Annotated in this window: 20 protein-coding genes; 8 read left to right on the forward strand and 12 right to left on the reverse strand. The window is 70.7% G+C overall.

The features are described from left to right. Nucleotides 1-158: 158 nt before the first annotated feature. Nucleotides 159-920 (reverse strand): LysR family substrate-binding domain-containing protein, encoded by a 762-nt coding sequence (locus OG623_RS29470; RefSeq protein ID WP_406150595.1) that lies wholly within the window; start codon nt 918-920, stop codon nt 159-161. Between the two features lie 58 nt (nt 921-978). Between OG623_RS29470 and OG623_RS29475 the strand changes: the two genes are divergently transcribed. Then, nucleotides 979-1377, forward strand: coding sequence for a DUF5997 family protein (locus OG623_RS29475; RefSeq protein WP_406150596.1), 399 nt, complete (start codon nt 979-981; stop codon nt 1375-1377). Between the two features lie 60 nt (nt 1378-1437). On the opposite strand, the gene OG623_RS29480 is transcribed toward OG623_RS29475, so the two are convergent. The 10 genes from OG623_RS29480 to OG623_RS29525 all read right to left on the reverse strand — a co-directional run bounded on the left by OG623_RS29480 (nt 1438) and on the right by OG623_RS29525 (nt 11715). Then, nucleotides 1438-2076 carry an SRPBCC family protein gene (locus tag OG623_RS29480; RefSeq protein ID WP_406150598.1) on the reverse strand — a complete coding sequence of 213 codons (639 nt, stop codon included), beginning with the start codon at nt 2074-2076 and terminating at the stop codon, nt 1438-1440. Nucleotides 2077-2196: 120 nt separating this feature from the next. Next, nucleotides 2197-3195 carry a type I glyceraldehyde-3-phosphate dehydrogenase gene (gene gap, locus OG623_RS29485; RefSeq protein ID WP_406150599.1) on the reverse strand — a complete coding sequence of 333 codons (999 nt, stop codon included), beginning with the start codon at nt 3193-3195 and terminating at the stop codon, nt 2197-2199. A gap of 97 nt (nt 3196-3292) precedes the next feature. Beyond that, nucleotides 3293-4252 carry a GlxA family transcriptional regulator gene (locus tag OG623_RS29490; RefSeq protein ID WP_406150601.1) on the reverse strand — a complete coding sequence of 320 codons (960 nt, stop codon included), beginning with the start codon at nt 4250-4252 and terminating at the stop codon, nt 3293-3295. A 71-nt stretch (nt 4253-4323) separates the two neighbouring features. Beyond that, nucleotides 4324-5538, reverse strand: coding sequence for a D-mannonate dehydratase ManD (gene manD, locus OG623_RS29495; protein WP_406150603.1), 1215 nt, complete (start codon nt 5536-5538; stop codon nt 4324-4326). A 65-nt stretch (nt 5539-5603) separates the two neighbouring features. Next, on the reverse strand, nt 5604-6464 hold the full coding sequence (locus OG623_RS29500; RefSeq protein ID WP_406150604.1) for a carbohydrate ABC transporter permease: 861 nt from the start codon (nt 6462-6464) through the stop codon (nt 5604-5606). Continuing rightward, on the reverse strand, nt 6461-7423 hold the full coding sequence (locus OG623_RS29505) for a carbohydrate ABC transporter permease (protein ID WP_406150606.1): 963 nt from the start codon (nt 7421-7423) through the stop codon (nt 6461-6463). Before OG623_RS29505 ends, OG623_RS29500 begins: the two co-directional genes overlap by 4 nt. Beyond that, nucleotides 7423-8730, reverse strand: a complete 1308-nt coding sequence (locus OG623_RS29510; RefSeq protein ID WP_406150607.1) for an extracellular solute-binding protein — start codon at nt 8728-8730, stop codon at nt 7423-7425. The genes OG623_RS29505 and OG623_RS29510 overlap by 1 nt, the downstream gene beginning before the upstream one ends. Before the next feature lie 190 nt (nt 8731-8920). After that, nucleotides 8921-9706, reverse strand: a complete 786-nt coding sequence (locus OG623_RS29515) for a FadR/GntR family transcriptional regulator (RefSeq protein WP_406150608.1) — start codon at nt 9704-9706, stop codon at nt 8921-8923. A 72-nt stretch (nt 9707-9778) separates the two neighbouring features. Beyond that, nucleotides 9779-10906, reverse strand: a complete 1128-nt coding sequence (locus OG623_RS29520) for a Gfo/Idh/MocA family protein (RefSeq protein ID WP_406150609.1) — start codon at nt 10904-10906, stop codon at nt 9779-9781. After that, nucleotides 10906-11715, reverse strand: coding sequence for a sugar phosphate isomerase/epimerase family protein (locus OG623_RS29525; protein ID WP_406150611.1), 810 nt, complete (start codon nt 11713-11715; stop codon nt 10906-10908). The genes OG623_RS29520 and OG623_RS29525 overlap by 1 nt, the downstream gene beginning before the upstream one ends. Before the next feature lie 304 nt (nt 11716-12019). Between OG623_RS29525 and OG623_RS29530 the strand changes: the two genes are divergently transcribed. The 6 genes from OG623_RS29530 (at nt 12020) to OG623_RS29555 (ending at nt 17754) form a co-directional block, all read left to right on the forward strand. Continuing rightward, nucleotides 12020-12700 (forward strand): TetR/AcrR family transcriptional regulator, encoded by a 681-nt coding sequence (locus OG623_RS29530; protein WP_406150612.1) that lies wholly within the window; start codon nt 12020-12022, stop codon nt 12698-12700. Nucleotides 12701-12792: 92 nt separating this feature from the next. Further along, a complete protein-coding gene (argC, locus tag OG623_RS29535; protein ID WP_406150614.1) occupies nt 12793-13821 on the forward strand; it encodes an N-acetyl-gamma-glutamyl-phosphate reductase in 1029 nt (342 codons plus the stop codon). A gap of 88 nt (nt 13822-13909) precedes the next feature. Next, the gene (argJ, locus tag OG623_RS29540; protein ID WP_406150615.1) at nt 13910-15064 is read left to right on the forward strand and encodes a bifunctional glutamate N-acetyltransferase/amino-acid acetyltransferase ArgJ; all 1155 of its coding nucleotides are present in this window, start codon (nt 13910-13912) and stop codon (nt 15062-15064) included. Beyond that, complete coding sequence (argB, locus tag OG623_RS29545; protein WP_406150617.1) at nt 15061-15987, forward strand: acetylglutamate kinase; 927 nt, start codon at nt 15061-15063, stop codon at nt 15985-15987. The genes argJ and argB overlap by 4 nt, the downstream gene beginning before the upstream one ends. Next, a complete protein-coding gene (locus OG623_RS29550) occupies nt 15984-17183 on the forward strand; it encodes an acetylornithine transaminase (protein ID WP_406150619.1) in 1200 nt (399 codons plus the stop codon). Before argB ends, OG623_RS29550 begins: the two co-directional genes overlap by 4 nt. A gap of 25 nt (nt 17184-17208) precedes the next feature. After that, entirely contained in the window at nt 17209-17754 is a 546-nt protein-coding gene (locus OG623_RS29555) for an arginine repressor (protein WP_406150621.1), read from the forward strand. Here OG623_RS29555 and OG623_RS29560 read toward each other — a convergent pair. Further along, entirely contained in the window at nt 17748-18449 is a 702-nt protein-coding gene (locus tag OG623_RS29560) for a L,D-transpeptidase (protein WP_406150623.1), read from the reverse strand. The genes OG623_RS29555 and OG623_RS29560 overlap by 7 nt on opposite strands. A gap of 187 nt (nt 18450-18636) precedes the next feature. On the opposite strand from OG623_RS29560, the gene argH reads away from it, so the two are divergent. Further along, a complete protein-coding gene (gene argH / locus OG623_RS29565) occupies nt 18637-20070 on the forward strand; it encodes an argininosuccinate lyase (protein ID WP_406150624.1) in 1434 nt (477 codons plus the stop codon). The last annotated feature ends 13 nt before the right edge of the window (nt 20071-20083 follow it).

Consider the following 20083-nt stretch of genomic DNA (forward strand, 5'->3'; position numbering starts at 1 on the left):
AGGGTCCTTCCGTACCGGAGGCTTCTCGTTGAATCCGGTACCGAAGTTATGGACCGACCTGTGTGGTCGGCGTCCCGCTCGGGAGCGCACCCGGCGCGTAGCTCCGAAGTACTACGGGTAGGGGTGCGGGGCCGTCGAGGGGCAGCCCCGACAGCACGTCACGGCCTGCGGCGGGGCTTTCCGCGCTTGGCGCCGCCCCTGGGCTGCTTGCCCGCCGCCGGCTTGCGCGGGGTCGCGCTCTTCCTGCCGTCGGTGCCCTTGGCCTTGGGCTTGGCCTTGGCTTTGGCCTTGGGCTGCGGAGGTGTCGGGGGGCGGCCCCGGGTGCTGTTGACGGTCCGGCCGCGGACGATCCCGATGAACTCCTCCACCAGGTCGGTCGTCCTCTCCTGCGGCCACGACAGCGCGATCCGCGACTCGGGGGCATCGGTGAGCGGCCGGTAGGTGAGGTCCTTGCGGTGGTACAGACGGGCCAGCGACTGCGGTACGACCAGCAGCCCCACCCCCGCAGCCACCAGCGCCACGGCGTCCTCCGTCGTGGCGGGCCGCTCGAACGCGGGCCTGCCGGGCGGGCGCTCCCAGTCGAGGGTGTCGTCGAGGGGATGCAGCACGGTCTCCTCGGCCAGGTCCTCGGGCGACAACTCCTCGACGGCCGTCGCCTCGTGATCCTTGGGGACCACGACCACGGTCGTCTCGGTGTAGAGGGGGATCGCGCTCAGGTCCGTACGGTCGACCGGCAGCCGCACGAAACCGGCGTCGGCACCGCTGCCGCGCAGCAGTGCCGCTGCCTCGGCGGCGGGCACGCCGACCAGGGTCAGGGGGGTACCGGGCAGTCGCTCGTTCCAGATCCGCACCCACTTGGTCGGGGTCACGCCCGGGACGTAGGCGAGCCGGAACGCAGGGGGTTCTTCCGAGCCTGTCACTCCGCCAGGTTACCGGCCGTGGTCGGAGGCGGCGTACATGCTCGATACCCTGGACACCATGACGTCGCACCAGACCACCCAGACGATGAAGCCCGCCACCGCGGCGAAGAAGCTGGGTGTGTACCTCGAAGCCACCCCCGCAGAGTTCCAGGAGGGCGTCGTCTCGCGCGCCGAGCTGAACGCGTTGCAGACCGACCCGCCCCAGTGGCTGGTGGAGCTGCGCCGCAACGGCCCGCACCCCCGTCCTGTGGTCGCGTCGAAGCTGGGCGTCTCCATCGCGGGCCTCGCGCGGGGCGGCGTCACGGAACCCCTCACCACCGAGCAGATCGATGCCCTGAAGCAGGACGGCCCCGAGTGGCTGCAGAAGGAGCGCGCCACCCAGGCGGAGGTCCGCAAGGAGGCCGCGCGCATCAAGGAGCGCAACGCCGCCCGCGCCGAGCAGGCCGACCGGAACTAGCCCGTCACCCTGCCCATGCAGGCCCACGGTGACCGGTCCGCCGACCGCGGCCGGTCCCGGTCACCCCTCGGCCCCCGTGTAGAACTCGATCGTCGCCACCGTGGTCGCGGCCACGGTGTCCGGGTCCGCACCCGAGGCGGCGAACGCACGGCCCCACTCCTCGCCCGAGCGCGCCACGAAGGCCTGCGCCTCGGGTGAGGTCCCCCACTCCACGGCGTCCCGCGGGCTGATCCCCTCGCCCGCCAAGTGCCATCCGAGCCCCAGCAGCGCAAGATCCCAGCCGATCCCGACCGCGCCGGGACCGTACTGGCTCCGGAACTCCTCGGGAACCACGGACACGTGCTCCAGCTCGAACACGGTCCGCCCCGCGTCCTGCGGTGTCAGACGTACCTCGACCTGGCTGAAGCCGGGATCGGGGCCGAACACCCAGGACACCCGCAGCCGCTCCTGGCGCACACACTCCAGGATCTCGCCGCCGGCGTTCCCCTCCAGCTGGTACGTGCCGCCGACGCGGAAATCGCCGGTGACCGGCAGGAACCACCGGGCGATCCGTTCCGGCGATGTCACCGCGTCCCACACATCGGCGGCATCGGCACCGAAGGTGCGCCGCAGCAGCACCGTGCCCGCCTCCTGCGACGCCACACGCCGTGTGCCGACCTCCCGGTGCACCCGGCCGATCTCGTCGACGATCTCGCCCATGACCGCTCACTTCCCTCAGGTGGTCCCCGCCCGCCTCCAGGGTTTCCTGGCTCGGGTGCACCGGCACCATGGTGTGGTCCGTCGGCGTCACGGTGCCGGAGCGCGGGTCCCGGCGCGTCGTCAGCCGGCGGCGAGGAGCTGGAGCGTATCGATCACACGGTTCGAGAAGCCCCACTCGTTGTCGTACCAGGCGACCACCTTGATGTGGCGGCCGTCGACGCGGGTGAGGGCCGAGTCGAAGATCGACGAGGCCGGATTGCCGGTGATGTCGGACGACACGAGCGCGTCGTCCGAGTACTCGAGTACGCCCGCGAGCGGCCCCTGCGCCGCTGCACGGTACGCCGCCAGCACCTCATCGCGCGTCACGTCGCGGGCGACGGTCGTGTTGAGTTCGACGATCGAGCCCACCGGCACCGGCACGCGGATCGAGTCGCCCGACAGCTTGCCGTCGAGGTTCGGCAGCACGAGGCCGATCGCCTTGGCGGCGCCCGTCGTGGTCGGCACGATGTTGACAGCGGCGGCGCGGGCGCGACGGGCGTCGCGGTGCGGACCGTCCTGCAGGTTCTGCTCCTGCGTGTAGGCGTGCACCGTCGTCATGAAGCCGTGCTCGATGCCCGCGAGACCGTCGAGCACCGCGGCCAGCGGCGCGAGCGCGTTGGTCGTGCACGAGGCGTTCGAGACGATCGTGTGTGCCGCCGGATCGTAGGCGTCCGTGTTGACGCCGAACGCGAGTGTGACATCGGCGCCGTCCGCAGGCGCGCTGATGAGCACTCTCTTCGCGCCCGCTTCGATGTGGGCGCGGGCCGCCTCGGCCGATGTGAAGCGGCCGGTCGCCTCCAGCACGAGGTCCACGCCGAGCTCGGCCCAAGGCAGCCGGGCCGGTTCACGCTCGGCGAGCACGGCGATGCGACGGCCGTCGACGACGAGGGTGTCACCATCGGCGGTGACCGGGCGGCCGAGCCGGCCCGAGGTCGAGTCGAAGGCCAGCAGTCGCGCGAGAGCGGCGGGCTCGGTGAGGTCGTTGACGGCGACGACCTCCAGGTCGCTTTCGCGTTCGAGCAGCGCGCGCAGCACATTGCGTCCGATGCGGCCGAATCCGTTGATGGCGATACGAGTCATGAGTGTGTCCCTTCGGTTTCACCCTCAGATTCGCGCGCGGCGTCCGCCGGTGACAGCAGCGTGATCGCCATGGTCCGTAAGGATCGCGCCAGGGCCCTCAGAGCGTGTCCTGGGCGAAGGTGCGCCGGTAGTCGCTCGGTGTGGTGCCGAGCACGCGATGGAAGTGCAGCCGCAGATTCGCGCCGGTGCCGAGACCGACGTCGGCGGCGATCTGCTCGACGCTCCGCTGCGAACGTTCGAGCAGCTCGCGGGCGACGTCGATGCGGGCGCGCATGACCCACTGCATCGGCGTGTACCCCGTGTCCTCGACGAAGCGCCGGGAGAACGTGCGCGGCGACACCGCCGCGTGCCGGGCGAGGGCTTCGAGGGTGAGCGGACCGGCGAGCCGGTGCAGCGCCCACTCCCGGGTGGCGGCGAACCGCTCGCCGAGCGACTCGGGCACACTGCGCGGCACGTACTGCGCCTGACCGCCGCTGCGGTAGGGGGCCGCCACCAGGCGCCGTGCCGCGTGGTTCGACGCGGCCACCCCGAGATCGCCGCGCAGGATGTGCAGGCACAGGTCGATGCCCGAAGCGGCGCCGGCCGACGTCAGCACACTGCCCTCGTCGACGAACAGGACGTTCGCGTCGACCCGGACGAGTGGACGCTTCGCCGCGAGGGCCCGCGTGTAGTGCCAGTGCGTCGTGGCGCGCTTGCCGTCGAGCAGGCCCGTCGCGGCGAGCGCGAAGGCACCCGTGGAGATGGCCGCCAGTCGCGCGCCCCGGTCATGGGCGGCGATCAGCGCATCGACGACGGCCTGCGGCGGTCCGTCGCGGTCCGGGTGCCGGTAGCCGGGTACGAAGACGAGGTCGGCCCACTCCAGCGCCTCGACGCCGTGGGCGACGTGGTACGACAGGCCGTCGCCCCCGGTCACCGGACCGGGCGCCGCGCCGCACACCCGCACCTCGTACGGCATGCTCGCCCGGGTCGTGAACACCTGCGCGGGAATGCCGACATCGAGGGGCTTCGCACCTTCGAGCACGAGGACGGCGACACGACGCGGGGACGGGGCGGACATGAGGAAGAGGCTACGCGGCGCGCGCTCGGCCCCAGGGGCCGTCAACTCCCCGTGGTGCGACGGCAGCCGGGTCACCAGTCGTGCAGGGTGCCGTCCTGGAGGCGGTTCACGGGCAGGTACGCGGCTCGGTAGGGGTGGGCGGCCGCGAGGTCCAGGTCGAGGCCGACGCCGATGCCGGGGGTGTCCCCGGGGTGGAGGTGGCCGTCGGTGAAGGTGAAGGCGTGGGGGAACACTTCGTGGGTGAGGGGCGTGTATCCGGAGTATTCCTGGATGCCGAAGTTGTGGATGGCGAGGTCCAGATGGAGTGCGGCGGCCATGCCCACGGGGGAGATGTCCTCGGGGCCGTGGATCGCCGTCCTGATCTGGTACTGGGCGGCGAAGTCGAACAGCTTGCGCAGCGGCGAGATGCCACCGAAGTGGGTGACGGCGGAGCGGACGTAGTCGATGAGCTGTTCGGTGACGAGAGTCTGGTAGTCGAAGACGGAGTTGAACACCTCGCCCACCGCCAGCGGTGTGGTGGTGTGCCGGCGGACCAGGCGGAAGGCGTCCTGGTTCTCGGCGGGGGTGCAGTCCTCCAGCCAGAACGGCCGGTACGGTTCCAGGTCCTTGCCGAGCCGAGCGGACTGGATCGGAGTGAGCCGGTGGTGGGCGTCGTGCAGGAGAGGCAGGTCGGGGCCGAACTCGGCGCGGACCGCTTCGAACACGGCGGGCGTGTGGCGCAGATAGGCGTCGGTGTCCCAGTCCTCGACGAGGGGACGGACCTGCTGGTGCGCGATGGCCGCGCCGTCGGTGTCCGTGGTGTGGACGCCGTAGACGGCCTTCAGACCGGGGATGCCGGACTGGATCCGGACGGCGGGGTAGCCATCGGCCAGGCGGGCACGGACCGAGTCGAGGAGTTCGGGGATGTCACGGCCGTTGGCGTGGCCGTAGGTGCGCAGCCGGGCACGGCTGGCTCCGCCGAGCAACTGGTAGAGGGGCAGGCCGGCCACCTTGGCCTTGATGTCCCACAGGGCCACGTCGACCGCGGCGATGGCCGCCATGGTGACCGGTCCGCGCCGCCAGTAGGCGCCCCGGTAGAGGTACTGCCAGGTGTCCTCGACGCGGTGCGGGTCCAGGCCGAGGATAAGGGGCACGACATGGTCCGACAGGTAGCTGACGACAGCCTGCTCCCGGCCGTTGAGCGTGGCGTCCCCGAGGCCGGTGACGCCCTCGTCGGTCGTCAGCTTCAGCGTGACGAAGTTACGGCCGGGGCTGGTGACGACGACCTGCGCGTCGACGATCTTCATGCGTGTCTGCTCTTTCAGGGGGAGAAGCGGGAGCGGGGGCCAGGGCGGGGCTTTCGGAACCCGCCCTAGCCCTTGGTCGCGCCGGAGGTGAGTCCGGCGATCAGGTATTTCTGGCCGAGGACGGCGGCGATCAGTACGGGCACGGTGATCAGGGTGGTCGCGGCCATGAGTCCGCCCCAGTCGGTGCTGGCGTAGGAGATGAAGTTGAACAGGGTGACGGGCACCGTCTGGGTACTGTCGTCGGCGAAGACCAGCGCGAACATGAAGTTGTTCCAGCTGAAGACGAAGGCCAGCAGGGAGGCCGTCGCGGTTCCGGGTGCCGCCAGCGGAAGGGTGATGCGCCGGAAGGCACCGAACGCGCTGAGTCCGTCGACCTGGGCGGCCTCCTCGAGTTCGACGGGGAGCCCGGCGAAGAAGCTGATCATGATCCACATGATCAGCGGCACGGAGACGAACATGTGGCTGAGGACGAGCACGGTGTAGGAGCCGACCAGTCCCGCCTGGGCGAACAGGTAGTACCAGGGCACCAGGAGGGAGATGGCCGGCACGATCCGCGCGACGAGGATGAGGGAGGCCGCGCGGTGCATGGAGAACCGGCCGACCGCCCACGCCGCGGGCACCGCTATCACGGCGGACAGGACGGTGGAGACCACTCCGACCAGAAGGGAGTTGCCCATGGAGCGGACTATCTGGCCCGCTTCGAAGACGGCGCGGAAGTTCTCCAGGGTCGGGGTGAACCACAGACCGACGGAAGGATCGGTGACCTGGACGTTGGTCTTGAACGCGGCGGCGAACATCCACACGATCGGCAGCCCGAAGAGCAGCACGACCAGGGTGACGGCGAGTGCGCGGGCGGCGGAGAGAAGCGTGCGGCGGCGGTTGCGTGCGGCAGCGGTCGGGGCCGCGGGGCCGGCGGTGACGGTCATACGTTCTTCCCTTGGCCGCGGCGACGCATCAGGATGACGACGCCGACGATGAACAGTGTGAACAGGACCAGCACGGCCGCGGCGAGGCCGTACTCCTGGTAGTCGAAGGTGAGGCCGTAGGCGTAGACGTTGAGTGTCTCGACCTCGAAGTCCGAACCGCCGCCCGGGCCCTTGGTGGCGTAGAGCAGGTCGAAGGTCTTCAGGGCGTCGACGGCGCGCAGCACCAGGGCGGTGGCCAGGGTGGGGACGAGCATCGGCAGCGTGACGTACCGGAAGCGCTGCCAGGGGCCGGCGCCGTCGACGCGTGCGGCCTCCTCGGGTTCTTCCGGCAGCGTCGTCAGACCGGCCAGGAGCAACAGGGTCATCATCGGGGTCCATTGCCAGACGTCGATGAGGACCAGGGTCGGCAGGGACTGTCCGACCGAGCCGAGAAACTCCTGACGCGGCAGACCGACGGAGCTGAGCAGGTGGTTGGCGATGCCGTTGGTGGGGTCCAGGATCAGCAGCCACAGGATGCCGATGGCCACGGGTGTGGCCAGCAGCGGGATGATCAGGACGGTGCGTACCCAGCGCATGCCGCGGAACGGTTTGCGCAGCAACATGGCGAGAGCCAGCCCGAGTACGGTCTCCACGAGTACGGCGCCGAGCGTGAAGACGACGGTGCGTGTGAGGGCGGGCCAGAAGCGGCGGGTGTCGCCGATGGCGTCGGTGAAGTTGGTGAGCCCGATGTGTTCCTTGCCGGCGTTCACCGCGCCGAAGGCATCGGTCAGGCTGAGGTCCGCGGTGAACAGCAGCGGAAAGACGATCATGAGGCCGACGAAGAGCAGGGCGGGCGCGAGCATGGCCCAGCGCAGTCGGCGATTGGCCTGGTCGAAGGTGACCGTGGCGCGTCGGCCCTTTGGGCGGGGCGGTTGCGGTGTGCCCGTGCCGCGGGTGGTGGTGAGTCCGGCGGTACTCATCAGGACTCCTTGTGACGGTTGTCGCGGACGAGGAATTCGTTGAACTCGGCGTGGGCGTCCCGGGCGACCGGCCGGACCGACTGGCCGAGTACGGACGCGACGAGCGGGCGCCCGATGATGTCGCGGGCGCGGCCCACCTGGAGCACCTGGGGCCGGTCGTGGCCGACGCCGCGGGAGGCGTTGACGCGCATGGCCTCGGCCAGTTCCGGCGGGAACTTCCGCAGGGTGCTCGGGTCGTTCCATGCGGAGGTGCGGGCGCCGGGGATGCCTTCCGCCTGCAGTGCGCGGGACTGGCTGACCCCTGCGGCCCAGCGGATGAACTGCCATGCGTCGTCCCGCCGCAGGGAGAAGCGGTTGATGCCGAGGCTCCACGAGGGGATGTTGTGAGGTCTGGCACCGGCGGGGCCCGCGGGGAAGGGAGCGAATCCGACCGTCTCGCGCACGGCGGGCGTCGTGATCTTCGGGTCGAGGAAGCTGCTGTAGATCGCGTCCGCGTCGATGTAGAACGCCGCTTTGCCCTGGGCGAAGATCGGCATGGCCTGTTCCAGGCTCATGTTGGTCGCGCCCGGAGGCCCCGTCCGGCCGAGCAGCCGTCCGTAGTACTCGTACGCGGCGATGGCCTGTGCGCTCCCTATGCCGGAGGCGCCGTCGACGATGAAGTCACCGCCGTAGGAGTACAGGAAGCTCGACCACTGGGAGACGGCGCCGCTGCGCTGGCCGCGGCCCACGTAGCCGAACATGCCGCCGGACCGGTCGGCGGCCTTCTCCGAGGCGGCCAGCAGCTTGTCGAGGGTGTCCGGCACCCCGCCCAGATCGGCGGCGATGTCCTTGCGGTAGTACAGCACCGGGCGTTCGGTGACGACGGGGACGCTCAGGACCTCGCCGGCCGTCGTCGACGTCCTGCGTGGGGCGTCCTGGAAGTCGTCCCATGCGAAGTCCGCGTCACCGGTGACCCGGTCGGTGAGATCGACCAGCCAGTCGTTGTGGGCGAAGAGCCCCTGCTCCTGCAGGGCGCGCACCATCATGACGTCGATGTCCGTGCCGGAGGCGTTCAGTTTGACGTTGTAGCTGCTGGCGAGCTGGTCCGCGGTCAGCAGCGTCATGGAGACCCGGCGGCCGATCAGGTCTTCGAACTCGCCCAGGCGGCGCTTCACGGCCTGGGACCAGACGTGATTGATCGCCATGATCCGCAAGGGCGCGCCGGCGGCCGGACGGCCCGGTGAGCACGCACCGACGGCGGCCACCGCTCCGCCGGTCATCAGCCGCCCGAAGGAGCGCCGACTCAGAAGCTGGCTGCTCGTGGACATCCTTGTCCTCTGTCTCTCAGTCCGGATACGTACGACCCGAAGGGTCTGGTCCAACTGGTAGGACCAGTTGGACCAGTTGGACCAGACGAAACGTAACAGGGGGAACCTCGGGGCAACACCCCCGACCCGGAACTTCTCACCTTCTGGTCGGTGCGCCCGTCCGAGCCCGGCCTGATCCGGACGAAAGGCCCTAAGGCCCGTGCTGCCCCAGAAGCATCTCGATGTGATTGCTGGCCATGACGTCGATCTGCACGTCCAGGTCGGAGCCGTACGTGCGCAGGGCGAGGGTGAGGTGCTCATGCATCCGGCGAGCGGCCTCTTCGGGGTCGCGCCGCTCCAGCGCCTCGAAGATCTCGGGGTGGTGCGGGACGCCCGGTTCGGCGATCGAAGGATCGGAGTTGGAGCGCAGCATCAGCTCGAACATCATGCCGCTCACGGAGGACAGCATGATCCTCAGGACCGGGTTCTTGCTGGCCACGGCGATGGCGTCGTGGAAGGCGAGGTCGGCGCGCGCCTTGTCCACCACGTCCTGGGCGGTCTCCAGCTCGTCCCGTGCGGCGCGCAGCGCCGCGAGATCCTCGTCCGTCGCCCTCAGGGCGGCCAGCCGGACCATCTCGGTCTCCATCGGAATGCGCGCTTCGATGAGCTGGCGGACGGTCGGACGTCCGGCTCGGTACAGCGCGTCGTAACCCCGTGCCTGTCCCGAGTCCTGCTCCCGGACGAAGGAACCGCGCCCCGGGGCGACTTCGATGAGTTGCTGGGCCTCGAGCCGCCGCAGCACCTCGCGCACCACGCCCCGGCTGGCCTGGAACTCGCCGGCCAGCTCACGTTCCGACGGCAGCTTGTCGCCCGGGGCGATCACTCCCGAGCGGATGTCGTGCTCCAGACGGCGCGCGATCCGCTCCGTCAGCAGGCCGCGCGGAGCAGTTCCGAGGGGTGAACGCGCCGCCGAGGGCAGGTGACGGGGTGGCTGCATGGTCCGTATCGTACTGGCCGCCGCCCGGCCGGCGTCGGCGGCGATCCGCCGACACCGGCCGGACAGCGGTGGTCACAGCGTCGCCGCGAAGGGGCTGACGCTCTCATCGACGTAGGGAATGCTGTCCAGACCGCTGCTGAGGCGGACGCTCTCGCCGGTGGTCACCGATGCGTCGATCGCCGTGAGGACATCCAGAGCGTGGTATCCGAGGTCGCCGGTGGCGATGTGGGGCCGCCCCGTGCGAAGGGCGCGGGCCATGTCGAGCACGCCCAGCCCTCGGCCCGCCTCGACCCGGGCCGAGGGGATGGTGTGCCAGACGGGATCCGCGTCGTCGTCGCCGGCGAGTGTGCCCCGGGTGATCCTGACGTCCCCGCTGAAGAAGTTCGGGTCGGGCAGGACCATGGTGCCCTCGGTGCCGGTGATCTCGACGACGCCGACGCGCGTGAGGGGCGAGTCGAAGCTGAAGACGCTCTGGCTGACGCCTCCGGCGGCGAACCGGACGAGCGCGGAGACATGGGTGGGCACCGCGACGTCGAAGCTCGTCCCGGCTCGGTCGCCGGTGCGTATGGTGCGCACCGCTCGGGCGGTGGAACCCACGGCGGCGACGCGCTCGGCGGGGCCGAACAGGTTGAGGAGCGTGGTGATGTAGTAGGGGCCCATGTCGAACAGCGGGCCGGCCCCCTTGGCGAAGAAGAACTCGGGGCCGGGGTGCCAGGCATCGGGTCCGGCGTTCTGCATCACGGTCTGCGCGGACAGCGGCCGGCCGATGTCGCCGCGGGCCAGAGCGCGCCGTGCGGTCTGCAGGGCGGGCCCGAGGACCGTGTCAGGGGCCACGCCCACGCGCAGGCCCGCGGCCGCGGCCTGGTCCAGCACCGAGCGGGCGCTGTCCCGGTCGACGGCGAGGGGCTTCTCGGACCAGACGTGCTTGCCCGCGGCCAGTGCCCGGGAGGAGACCTCGGCGTGGGCGGCCGGAACGGTCAGGTTGACGACGATGTCGACGTCGTCGTGGGCCAGGACGTCGGCCGCGGTGCCCGAGCGCAGGACACCGTGTCCGTCCGCCCGGGCCCGTGCGCGCCCGGTGTCCAGGTCACCGACGATGTGGACCCGGACGTCGGGGAACGAGGTGAGGCTCCGGAGGTACGTGTCGCTGATGTTGCCCGCGCCGATGAGGCCGACTCCGACCGGTCCGTGGGTGCTCATCAGCGGATCCCCTTCGCGTGGAGGTAACGGACGGCGGCGGCGATGCCGTCGAGGACATCGCCGTCGTAGTGGTCGAACTCGATGACGGCCCAGCGGGCATGGCGGGCGCTGCGCAGTGCGGCGTCCAGGGGGATCCGACCCTCTCCGGGCGCCACCTGGCCCGTGTCGGCGGGATCGAAGGGGAGGCCGGAGAAGAACGGGTCGTCGATCACGGCACCGTCCTTGATGTGCAGGGCCTCCACACGGCTGCCCAGCCGCTCCAGGAGCGACACCGGGTCGTTGCCGCCGACCGCGGCCCAGTACAGGTCGATCTCCAACGTGACGCGGGGATCGAGGAGTCCGGCGAAGAACTCGAAGGCGCTGACGCCCTTGATCCTTTGCACGAACTCCTGCGAGTGGTTGTGGTAGCCGACGGTGAGACCGTGGGCGGCGGCGGCTTCGGCGGCTCGGTTCAGAAGATCCGCGGTAGCGGCGACGTCCCTCTCGGCCACCCAGCGTTCGGGGGCCACAAACGGGTCGAACACGGACTCCAGGCCCAGGGCGCGGGCCGCCTGGAACGTCTCCTCCCACTGCGCGTCCTGCCCGTCGGCCGAGGAGGCGTCGGGCGAGAGCAACCCCGCGTGCCCGGTACGGGCTGTCAGGCCTGCCTCCCGCAGGGCGGCCGGGAGGCTGTCGATGCTGCCCACGAAGTCGTAGACCTCCACCGTGCGTAAGCCCAGGGCGGAGATCTGTGCCAGCGTGTGCTGTCGGTCCGTCTCCAGCAGGTGCCGGACGGAGTAGAGCTGAAGAGCCATCTGAGGTGCGGGCATGCCGAAGAAGTCCTCTCCGAGGTGAATGCGCGCCGGGCCGGCTTCGCCGGGAACGATACCGACATGTATGTCGGTTTTCTAGGCGCGTGCACGCGCCTCGCGAACATGGCCGCCGGGCTGCCGGATATCGAGCTCCGGTCGCGGCTCGAAGCCCGGTCCTGCGCGGAGGTCGGGCGGACACGGCACGGGCATGCCTCGCTGCTCGGCCTGGACGACGGTTGCCCCACCGCGCCGCATCGGCGGCGGAGCGTCGCCGGACAATACCGACAGGGCTGACGGTATCTGGAGTGGATAGCATCGAATCATGAGCCGTCCGACAGCCTCCGCATCGAGCGGCGCCCGCAACTACCCCAAAGGGGAAAGGCGCCGCGCGCAGATCATCGAGGCGGCCTTCACCGCGTTCGGCAAGGTCGGCTACCGCAACGCCAGCATGGTCCAGCTGGCCGGCGCCTGCGGCGTCTCCCGTGCGGGGCTGCTGCACCACTTCCCCACCAAGGAGGCGCTGCTCGAAGCCGTCCTGGCCCGGCGTGAACTCCAGGACGACGCGCATTTCTTCAGTGAGGGAGCCGCTTCCCAGGCCGCCGAGGACGGTCTGGAGTACTTCGCCGGCCTGATCCGCCTCGTGGCGCACAATCAGGCGAACCCGACCATCGTGAGCCTGTTCGCCGTCCTGTCGAGCGAGGCCACCGCACTCGACCACCCCGCCCGCCCCTACTTCGTCGCCCGCTACGAGCGCGTACGGCGCGAGGCCAGGGCCGCGGTGGAGAACCTGTCCCGGCGGGGTCTGCTGCGCCCCCACGTCGACACCGAGTGCCTGCCCGCGGAGCTGGTGGCCATGATCGACGGCCTGCAGGTGCAGTGGCTCCTCGACCCTCGGGCGATCGACATGCCCACCCACCTCCGAGCCCGCCTCCGTGAATTCATCGACGTCGAAATCCCGTGCGCCGACGGTTCCGCGGCCCTGGGTGCCACGGAAGCCCCGTAATCGGCGCCGTCTCCACCGGCGGGAGCCCTGTGGGGGCTTTGCATAAAAGTGCATAGCTGCGTATAGTCATGCCATCGATGAGAGGAATTCCGATGGCGGTACGTGCGGCAGTGGCAGGGGCGAGTGGGTACGCCGGCGGGGAACTGCTCCGTCTGCTCCTCACCCACCCACAGGTCGAGATCGGGGCCCTCACCGGCCACTCCAACGCCGGGGAGCGACTCGGCGCGCTACAGCCGCATCTGCGGCCGCTCGCGGACCGCGTCCTCGCCGCGACCACGGTCGAGGCGCTCGCCGGACACGACGTCGTCTTCCTGGCCCTGCCGCACGGGCAGTCCGCGTCGGTGGCCGAACAGCTCGGTGACGAGGTGCTCGTCGTCGACATGGGCGCCGACTTCAGGCTGGAGAACGCCGCCGACTGGGAGAAGTTCTACGGCTCCCCGCACGCCGGTACCTGGCCCTACGGCCTGCCCGAGCTGCCCGGCGCCCGTGCCGCGCTCGAAGGCTCCAAGCGGATCGCCGTGCCCGGCTGCTACCCGACGGCCGTCTCCCTCGCGCTCTTCCCCGCGTACGCGGCCGGCCTCGCCGAACCCGAGGCCGTCGTCGTCGCCGCGTCGGGCACCTCCGGCGCGGGCAAGGCGGCCAAGCCGCATCTGCTGGGTTCGGAGGTCATGGGCAACATGTCCCCGTACGGCGTCGGCGGGGTCCACCGGCACACCCCCGAGATGATCCAGAACCTCGGCGCGGCGGCGGGTGAGCCCGTCTCCGTGTCGTTCACGCCGACCCTCGCGCCCATGCCACGCGGCATCCTCGCCACCTGCAGCGCGAAGGCGAGGCCCGGGGTGAACGCCGAGTCGCTCCGCGCCGTGTACGAGAAGGCCTTCGCCGACGAGCCCTTCGTCGACCTGCTGCCCGAGGGGCAGTGGCCCGCGACCGCGGCCGTGTACGGGTCCAACGCCGTGCAGATCCAGGTCGCCCACGACGAGGCCGCCGGCCGGATCGTCGTGATCAGCGCCATCGACAACCTCGCCAAGGGCACCGCCGGAGGCGCCCTGCAGAGCATGAACATCGCCCTCGGGATCCCCGAGGAAACGGGTCTTTCCACGATCGGAGTCGCACCGTGAGCGACGCACGCGCAGCCGCCCGGCTGCGGGGGACGACGAAAGCCGCGCCGCTGCGCTGCGTGGGCGGAGAAGCGAACGAGGAGATGCAGTGAGCGTCACGGCAGCCAAGGGGTTCACGGCGGCGGGTATCGCCGCCGGAATCAAGGACAGCGGCAATCCCGACCTGGCCCTGGTGGTCAACAACGGGCCCCGCCGCGCCGCCGCGGGCGTCTTCACCTCCAACCGCGTCAAGGCCGCACCCGTCCTCTGGTCGGAACAGGTCCTCAAGGGTGGCGAGGTGACCGCCGTCGTCCTCAACTCCGGTGGTGCCAACGCCTGTACGGGCCCCCAGGGCTTCCAGGACACCCACGCCACCGCCGAGAAGGCCGCCGAGGTGCTCCCCGGGCACAACGCGGGGGAGATCGCGGTCGCTTCGACCGGTCTGATCGGTCTGCTCCTGCCCATGGACAAGCTCCTGCCCGGTATCGAGAAGGCCGCGACGGCCCTGAGCGAGCACGGCGGCGAGAAGGCCGCCATCGCGATCAAGACCACGGACACGGTCCACAAGACCGCCGTCGCCGACGGCGACGGCTGGAGCGTCGGCGGAATGGCCAAGGGCGCGGGCATGCTCGCCCCCGGCCTCGCCACCATGCTGGTCGTCCTCACCACCGACGCCGACGTCGAGGCGCCCGCGCTCGACGCCGCGCTGCGCGCCGCCACCCGCACCACCTTCGACCGCGTCGACTCCGACGGCTGCATGTCGACCAACGACACCGTGCTGCTGCTCGCCTCCGGCGCGAGCGGAATCACCCCCGAAGGCGCCGAGTTCGCCCAGGCCGTGCAGAGCGTCTGCGCCGACCTCGCCCGGCAGCTGATCGGTGATGCCGAGGGCGCCTCCAAGGACATCCGGATCGAGGTGATCAACGCGGCGACCGAGGACGACGCCGTCGAGGTCGGCCGGTCCATCGCCCGTAACAACCTCCTCAAGTGCGCCATCCACGGCGAGGACCCCAACTGGGGCCGCGTCCTCTCCGCGATCGGCACCACGAAGGCCGCCTTCGAGCCCGACCGGCTGAACGTCGCGATCAACGACGTCTGGGTCTGCAAGAACGGTGGCGTGGGCGAGGACCGTGAACTGGTGGACATGCGCTATCGCGAGGTCGGGATCACCGCGGACCTCGCGGCGGGGGACGAGTCGGCCGTCATCTGGGCCAACGACCTGACCGCCGAGTACGTCCACGAGAACAGCGCGTACAGCTCATGAGCGCCGCGAGGAAGCACACCGCGCTGCCCAAGGCCCAGATCCTCATCGAGGCGCTGCCCTGGCTCACCCGGCACAACGGCAGGACCGTCGTCATCAAGTTCGGCGGGAACGCCATGATCGACGAGGACCTGAAGGCCGCCTTCGCGCAGGACGTCGTCTTCCTGCGGCACGCCGGCCTCAAGCCCGTCGTCGTGCACGGCGGTGGTCCGCAGATCAGCGCCCAGCTCGACAAGCAGGGCCTGGTCAGCGAGTTCAAGGCCGGTCTTCGCGTCACCACGCCCGAGGCGATGGACGTCGTACGGATGGTGCTGGCAGGACAGGTCCAGCGCGAGCTCGTCGGGCTGCTCAACCAGCACGGCCCGCTCGCCGTCGGCATGACCGGCGAGGACGCCCACACCATCACCGCCACCCAGCACCGCCCGATGATCGACGGCGAGGCCGTGGACATCGGCCGGGTCGGCGAGATCACCGACATCGACACCGGCGCGATCCAGGCGCTGCTGGACGACGGCCGGATCCCGGTCATCTCCTCCATCGCGCGTTCCGCCGAGGACAACCACGTCTACAACGTGAACGCCGACACCGCCGCCGCCGCACTCGCCGCCGCGCTGAACGCCGAGACGCTGATGGTCCTCACCGACGTCGAGGGCCTCTACGAGGACTGGCCGAACAGCGACGACGTCATCAGCCGGCTCACCGCCACCGAGCTGGAGAAGCTGCTGCCCGACCTCTCCAGCGGCATGGTGCCCAAGATGCGGGGCTGTCTCCACGCCGTACGCAACGGCGTCGAGACCGCCCGCGTCATCGACGGCCGGGTCCAGCACTCGATCCTGCTGGAGATCTTCACCGACGAGGGAATCGGCACGATGGTCGTGCCCGACGCGACAACCGCCGTACAGCACGACGCAGAGGGGGAGTCATGACCGGCAACGAGGAGTTCGCGCAGCGCTGGCAGGGCGCGCTGATGGACAACTACGGCACACCGCGGCTGCCGCTGGTGCGCGGCGCCGGCGCCCGGGTGTGGGACGCGGAGGACAACGCGTACCTCGACTTCGTCGGCGGTATCGCGGTCAACGCGCTCGGCCACGCCCACCCGGCGGTGATCGACGCCGTCTCCACGCAGATCGCCACGCTCGGCCATGTCTCCAACCTCTACACCGCCGAGCCGTCCATCGCGCTCGCCGAGCGGCTCCTGACGCTCTTCGGACGCACCGGCAGGGTCTTCTTCTGCAACTCGGGAGCCGAGGCCAACGAGGCGGCCTTCAAGATCGGCCGGCTGACCGGGCGTACGCACATGGTGGCCACCGACGGCGGCTTCCACGGCCGGACCATGGGCAGCCTCGCACTGACCGGCCAGCCCGGGAAGCGGGACCCCTTCCTACCGCTGCCGGGCGAGGTCACACATGTGCCGTACGGCGACGTCGAGGCGCTCCGCGGAGCGGTGACGACCGGGACCGCGCTGCTGATCATCGAGCCGGTGCAGGGTGAGAACGGCGTCGTCGTGCCGCCCAAGGGCTATCTGGAGGCGGCCAGGGAGATCACGCGGGCCACCGGCACGCTGCTCGTCCTGGACGAGGTGCAGACCGGGATCGGCCGCTGCGGCCAGTGGTTCGAGCACCAGGCCCACCAGGGCGTCGAGCCCGACGTGGTGACCCTCGCCAAGGGGCTCGGCGGCGGGCTGCCCATCGGGGCGACCGTCGCGTTCGGCGCCGCGGCCGACCTGCTGAAGCCGGGACAGCACGGCACGACGTTCGGCGGCAACCCCGTCGCCTGCGCCGCCGGTCTCGCCGTGCTGGACACGCTCGCGGCCGACGGCACCCTGGACACCGTGAAGCGGCTCGGCGAGCGGATCAGGGACGGCGTCGAGAGCCTCGGACACCCGCTGGTCTCCCACGTCCGGGGTTCAGGACTGCTGCTGGGTATCGTGCTCACCGGGCCCCTCGCGCCGAAGGTGCAGCAGGCGGCTCAGGAGGCCGGCCTCCTGGTGAACGCGCCCGCCCCCGACGTCGTCCGGCTCATGCCGCCGCTGATCATCGGTGACGCGGAGGTGGACGCGTTCCTGCGGATACTGCCGGCAGCTCTCGACGCGGCCTACGGGGACGGACGATCAGGGGAGTGACGATCCGCAGAATGAGGCGACGACGATGACCGAGGCGCAGGAAACCGACCACGGAGGGCAGTCGGTGCCGCAGACCCGCACCGCACGCCACCGCAGGATCGTGGACATCCTCAACCGTCAGCCGGTGCGCTCGCAGAGCCAGTTGGCCAGGCTCCTGTCCGACGACGGGCTGAGCGTCACCCAGGCGACGCTCTCCCGCGACCTGGACGAGCTCGGCGCGGTGAAGATCCGCAACACCGGCGGCGAGCTGATCTACGCGGTGCCCAGCGAGGGCGGTTTCCGTACCCCGCAGGCGCCGCTCGGCGGGTCCGCGAAGGAGGAGCGGATGCGCAGGCTCTCCGCGGAACTGCTCATCTCCGCCGAGGCGTCGGCCAACCTGGTGGTGCTGCGTACGCCTCCGGGCGCCGCCCAGTTCCTCGCCTCGGCCATCGACCAGGCCGAGCTCCAGGCGATCCTCGGCACGATCGCGGGGGACGACACGCTGATGCTGATCAGCCGCGACCCGAGCGGCGGTCAGGCACTGGCCGACCATCTGCTGCGGCTGGCCCAGAACGACCGCGCCCCTCAGTAGCGGGTGATCGCGGTCGGGCCTGACGCCGTCCCGACCGCGATGTGCGGACGGCGGGCCGGGTCCGCCCAGGCCAGGATCCGGTCCATCGCGGCCGCCGGCACGGACACACAGCCGGCGGTCGCACCCTTGCCGTCCACATGCAGGAAGATCCCGGCGCCCCTGCCGCGTACCGGACGGTGGTAGTTGAAGCCGATGACGAGCGCACGGGCGTACTGCGTGGGGTAGGTGACGAGGTGTTCGGCCTCGTCCGCGCGGCAGTCGGCGGGCCGTGGTTCCACCCAGCGGTTGTATGCGCGTGCCGTGTTGTCCTGGCACCACCACGCGTCCTCACCGGCCCGCCGGTACGGATAGCGGGTCCCGGGCGGTGCCGCCTCGGTCCCGAAGGCGTACGGCAGGTCGTACAGCCCGGTGGGCGTGGTGTTCGTGCCCTGGGTGCGGGTGGCGCCTTCGGCCAGCCCGTTCGCCCCGAAGCGGGCGGGCGCCGAACCCGCCGCCACCCAGCCGTCCCCGCGCCGGTCCCACCAGGTGACCGTGCCCGTGACGGAGTCGGTGCCGGAAGCCTCCGCGGTGATCAGCTGCGTACCGCCGCCCGTGTCGGCCAGCCGCTCGGGAAGCGACGGTGCCCCGGCGGGCCGCGCCGCGAGTGAACCGGCCAGGGCGAGCAGGACGGACACGGTCACCAGGAGTCTGCGCATGCCCGGACCGTACGGCGCCCGGCCCCCGGCCCCCACCGCACCTGCTCCGTACGGCCCAGCGGCCCCCTTCTTCCGGCCGCGCTGACCAGGAGCTTTGACAATGCATACGGAGCATTGCATAGTTATGCTATTCGTGATCGCGCCGTGAGGCGGAAGCACACCCCTTGCACTCCCGAGGAGCACCGCAGTGAGCAACGGCACCGGTAACAGCGACGTACGCCTCTGGGGCGGCCGTTTCGCCGACGGCCCCGCCGAGGCGCTGGCCAAGCTGTCCGCCTCCGTCCACTTCGACTGGCGGCTCGCGCCGTACGACATCGCCGGCTCCCGTGCCCACGCGCGCGTCCTGAACACGGCGGGGCTGCTCACCGAGGACGAGCTGGGCCGGATGATCGAGGGGCTCGACTCGCTGGAAGCCGCCGTCGCCGACGGTTCGTTCACCGGCACCATCGCCGACGAGGACGTCCACACCGCCCTGGAGCGCGGACTCCTGGAGCGTCTCGGCCCCGACCTCGGCGGGAAGCTGCGCGCCGGCCGGTCCCGCAACGACCAGGTCGCCACGCTCTTCCGTATGTACCTGCGCGACCATGCCCGGATCATCGGGGGACTGGTCGCCGAGCTCCAGGACGCGCTGGTGGGACTGGCCGAGGCGCACCCGGACGTGGCCATGCCCGGCCGTACGCACCTCCAGCACGCACAGCCCGTGCTCTTCGCCCACCATGTCCTGGCGCACGCCCAGTCCCTGGCCCGGGACGCGGAGCGGCTGCGGCAGTGGGACGAGCGGACCGCGGTGTCGCCGTACGGCTCCGGTGCGCTGGCCGGATCGTCCCTCGGGCTCGACCCGGAGGCGGTCGCGGCCGACCTCGGCTTCGAGCGCGGGTCGGCGGGCAACTCCATCGACGGCACCGCGTCGCGGGACTTCGTCGCGGAGTTCGCCTTCATCACCGCGATGATCGGCGTCAATCTCTCCCGCATCGCCGAGGAGATCATCATCTGGAACACGAAGGAGTTCTCCTTCGTCACCCTCCACGACGCCTTCTCCACCGGCTCGTCGATCATGCCGCAGAAGAAGAACCCCGACATCGCCGAGCTGGCCCGCGGCAAGTCCGGCCGCCTCATCGGCAACCTGACCGGCCTGATGGCGACCCTGAAGGCCCTCCCGCTCGCGTACAACCGTGACCTCCAGGAGGACAAGGAGCCGGTCTTCGACTCCTGCGACCAGCTGGAGATCCTGCTGCCCGCCTTCACCGGCATGATGGCCACGCTCACCGTCAACCGCGAGCGCATGGAGGAGCTGGCCCCGGCCGGCTTCTCGCTCGCCACGGACATCGCCGAGTGGCTGGTCAGGCAGGGCGTCCCGTTCCGGGTGGCGCACGAGGTCGCGGGTGAGTGCGTCAAGGTCTGCGAGCAGCAGGGCATCGAGCTCGACCAGCTGACGGACGAGCAGTTCGCGAAGATCTCCGAGCACCTCACCCCCGAGGTGCGCACCGTCCTGAACGTGCCCGGAGCACTCGCCTCGCGTAACGGCCGCGGCGGGACGGCGCCCTCGGCCGTCGCCGTCCAGCTGGCCGAGGTGAAGGCCGACCTGGTGACGCAGCACGCCTGGGCGACCGCGCGCGGCTGATTCACAGGCATCG

Origin of the sequence: Streptomyces sp. NBC_01012 (genome assembly GCF_045162755.1) — a bacterium.
GTDB lineage: Bacteria > Actinomycetota > Actinomycetes > Streptomycetales > Streptomycetaceae > Streptomyces.

Bases quoted from the DNA above. Each gene is read 5' to 3' on its own strand.
- OG623_RS29480 (WP_406150598.1), bottom strand. From the start codon at position 2,076: ATGGGCGAGATCGTCGACGAGATCGGCCGGGTGCACCGGGAGGTCGGC.
- OG623_RS29510 (WP_406150607.1), bottom strand. From the start codon at position 8,730: ATGTCCACGAGCAGCCAGCTTCTGAGTCGGCGCTCCTTCGGGCGGCTG.
- OG623_RS29550 (WP_406150619.1), top strand. From the start codon at position 15,984: ATGACCGGCAACGAGGAGTTCGCGCAGCGCTGGCAGGGCGCGCTGATG.
- argB (WP_406150617.1), top strand. From the start codon at position 15,061: ATGAGCGCCGCGAGGAAGCACACCGCGCTGCCCAAGGCCCAGATCCTC.
- OG623_RS29505 (WP_406150606.1), bottom strand. From the start codon at position 7,423: ATGAGTACCGCCGGACTCACCACCACCCGCGGCACGGGCACACCGCAA.
- OG623_RS29515 (WP_406150608.1), bottom strand. From the start codon at position 9,706: ATGCAGCCACCCCGTCACCTGCCCTCGGCGGCGCGTTCACCCCTCGGA.
- OG623_RS29500 (WP_406150604.1), bottom strand. From the start codon at position 6,464: ATGACCGTCACCGCCGGCCCCGCGGCCCCGACCGCTGCCGCACGCAAC.
- OG623_RS29490 (WP_406150601.1), bottom strand. From the start codon at position 4,252: ATGTCCGCCCCGTCCCCGCGTCGTGTCGCCGTCCTCGTGCTCGAAGGT.
- OG623_RS29475 (WP_406150596.1), top strand. From the start codon at position 979: ATGACGTCGCACCAGACCACCCAGACGATGAAGCCCGCCACCGCGGCG.
- manD (WP_406150603.1), bottom strand. From the start codon at position 5,538: ATGAAGATCGTCGACGCGCAGGTCGTCGTCACCAGCCCCGGCCGTAAC.
- OG623_RS29525 (WP_406150611.1), bottom strand. From the start codon at position 11,715: ATGCCCGCACCTCAGATGGCTCTTCAGCTCTACTCCGTCCGGCACCTG.
- OG623_RS29520 (WP_406150609.1), bottom strand. From the start codon at position 10,906: ATGAGCACCCACGGACCGGTCGGAGTCGGCCTCATCGGCGCGGGCAAC.
- OG623_RS29560 (WP_406150623.1), bottom strand. From the start codon at position 18,449: ATGCGCAGACTCCTGGTGACCGTGTCCGTCCTGCTCGCCCTGGCCGGT.
- argC (WP_406150614.1), top strand. From the start codon at position 12,793: ATGGCGGTACGTGCGGCAGTGGCAGGGGCGAGTGGGTACGCCGGCGGG.
- OG623_RS29530 (WP_406150612.1), top strand. From the start codon at position 12,020: ATGAGCCGTCCGACAGCCTCCGCATCGAGCGGCGCCCGCAACTACCCC.
- OG623_RS29555 (WP_406150621.1), top strand. From the start codon at position 17,209: ATGACCGAGGCGCAGGAAACCGACCACGGAGGGCAGTCGGTGCCGCAG.
- gap (WP_406150599.1), bottom strand. From the start codon at position 3,195: ATGACTCGTATCGCCATCAACGGATTCGGCCGCATCGGACGCAATGTG.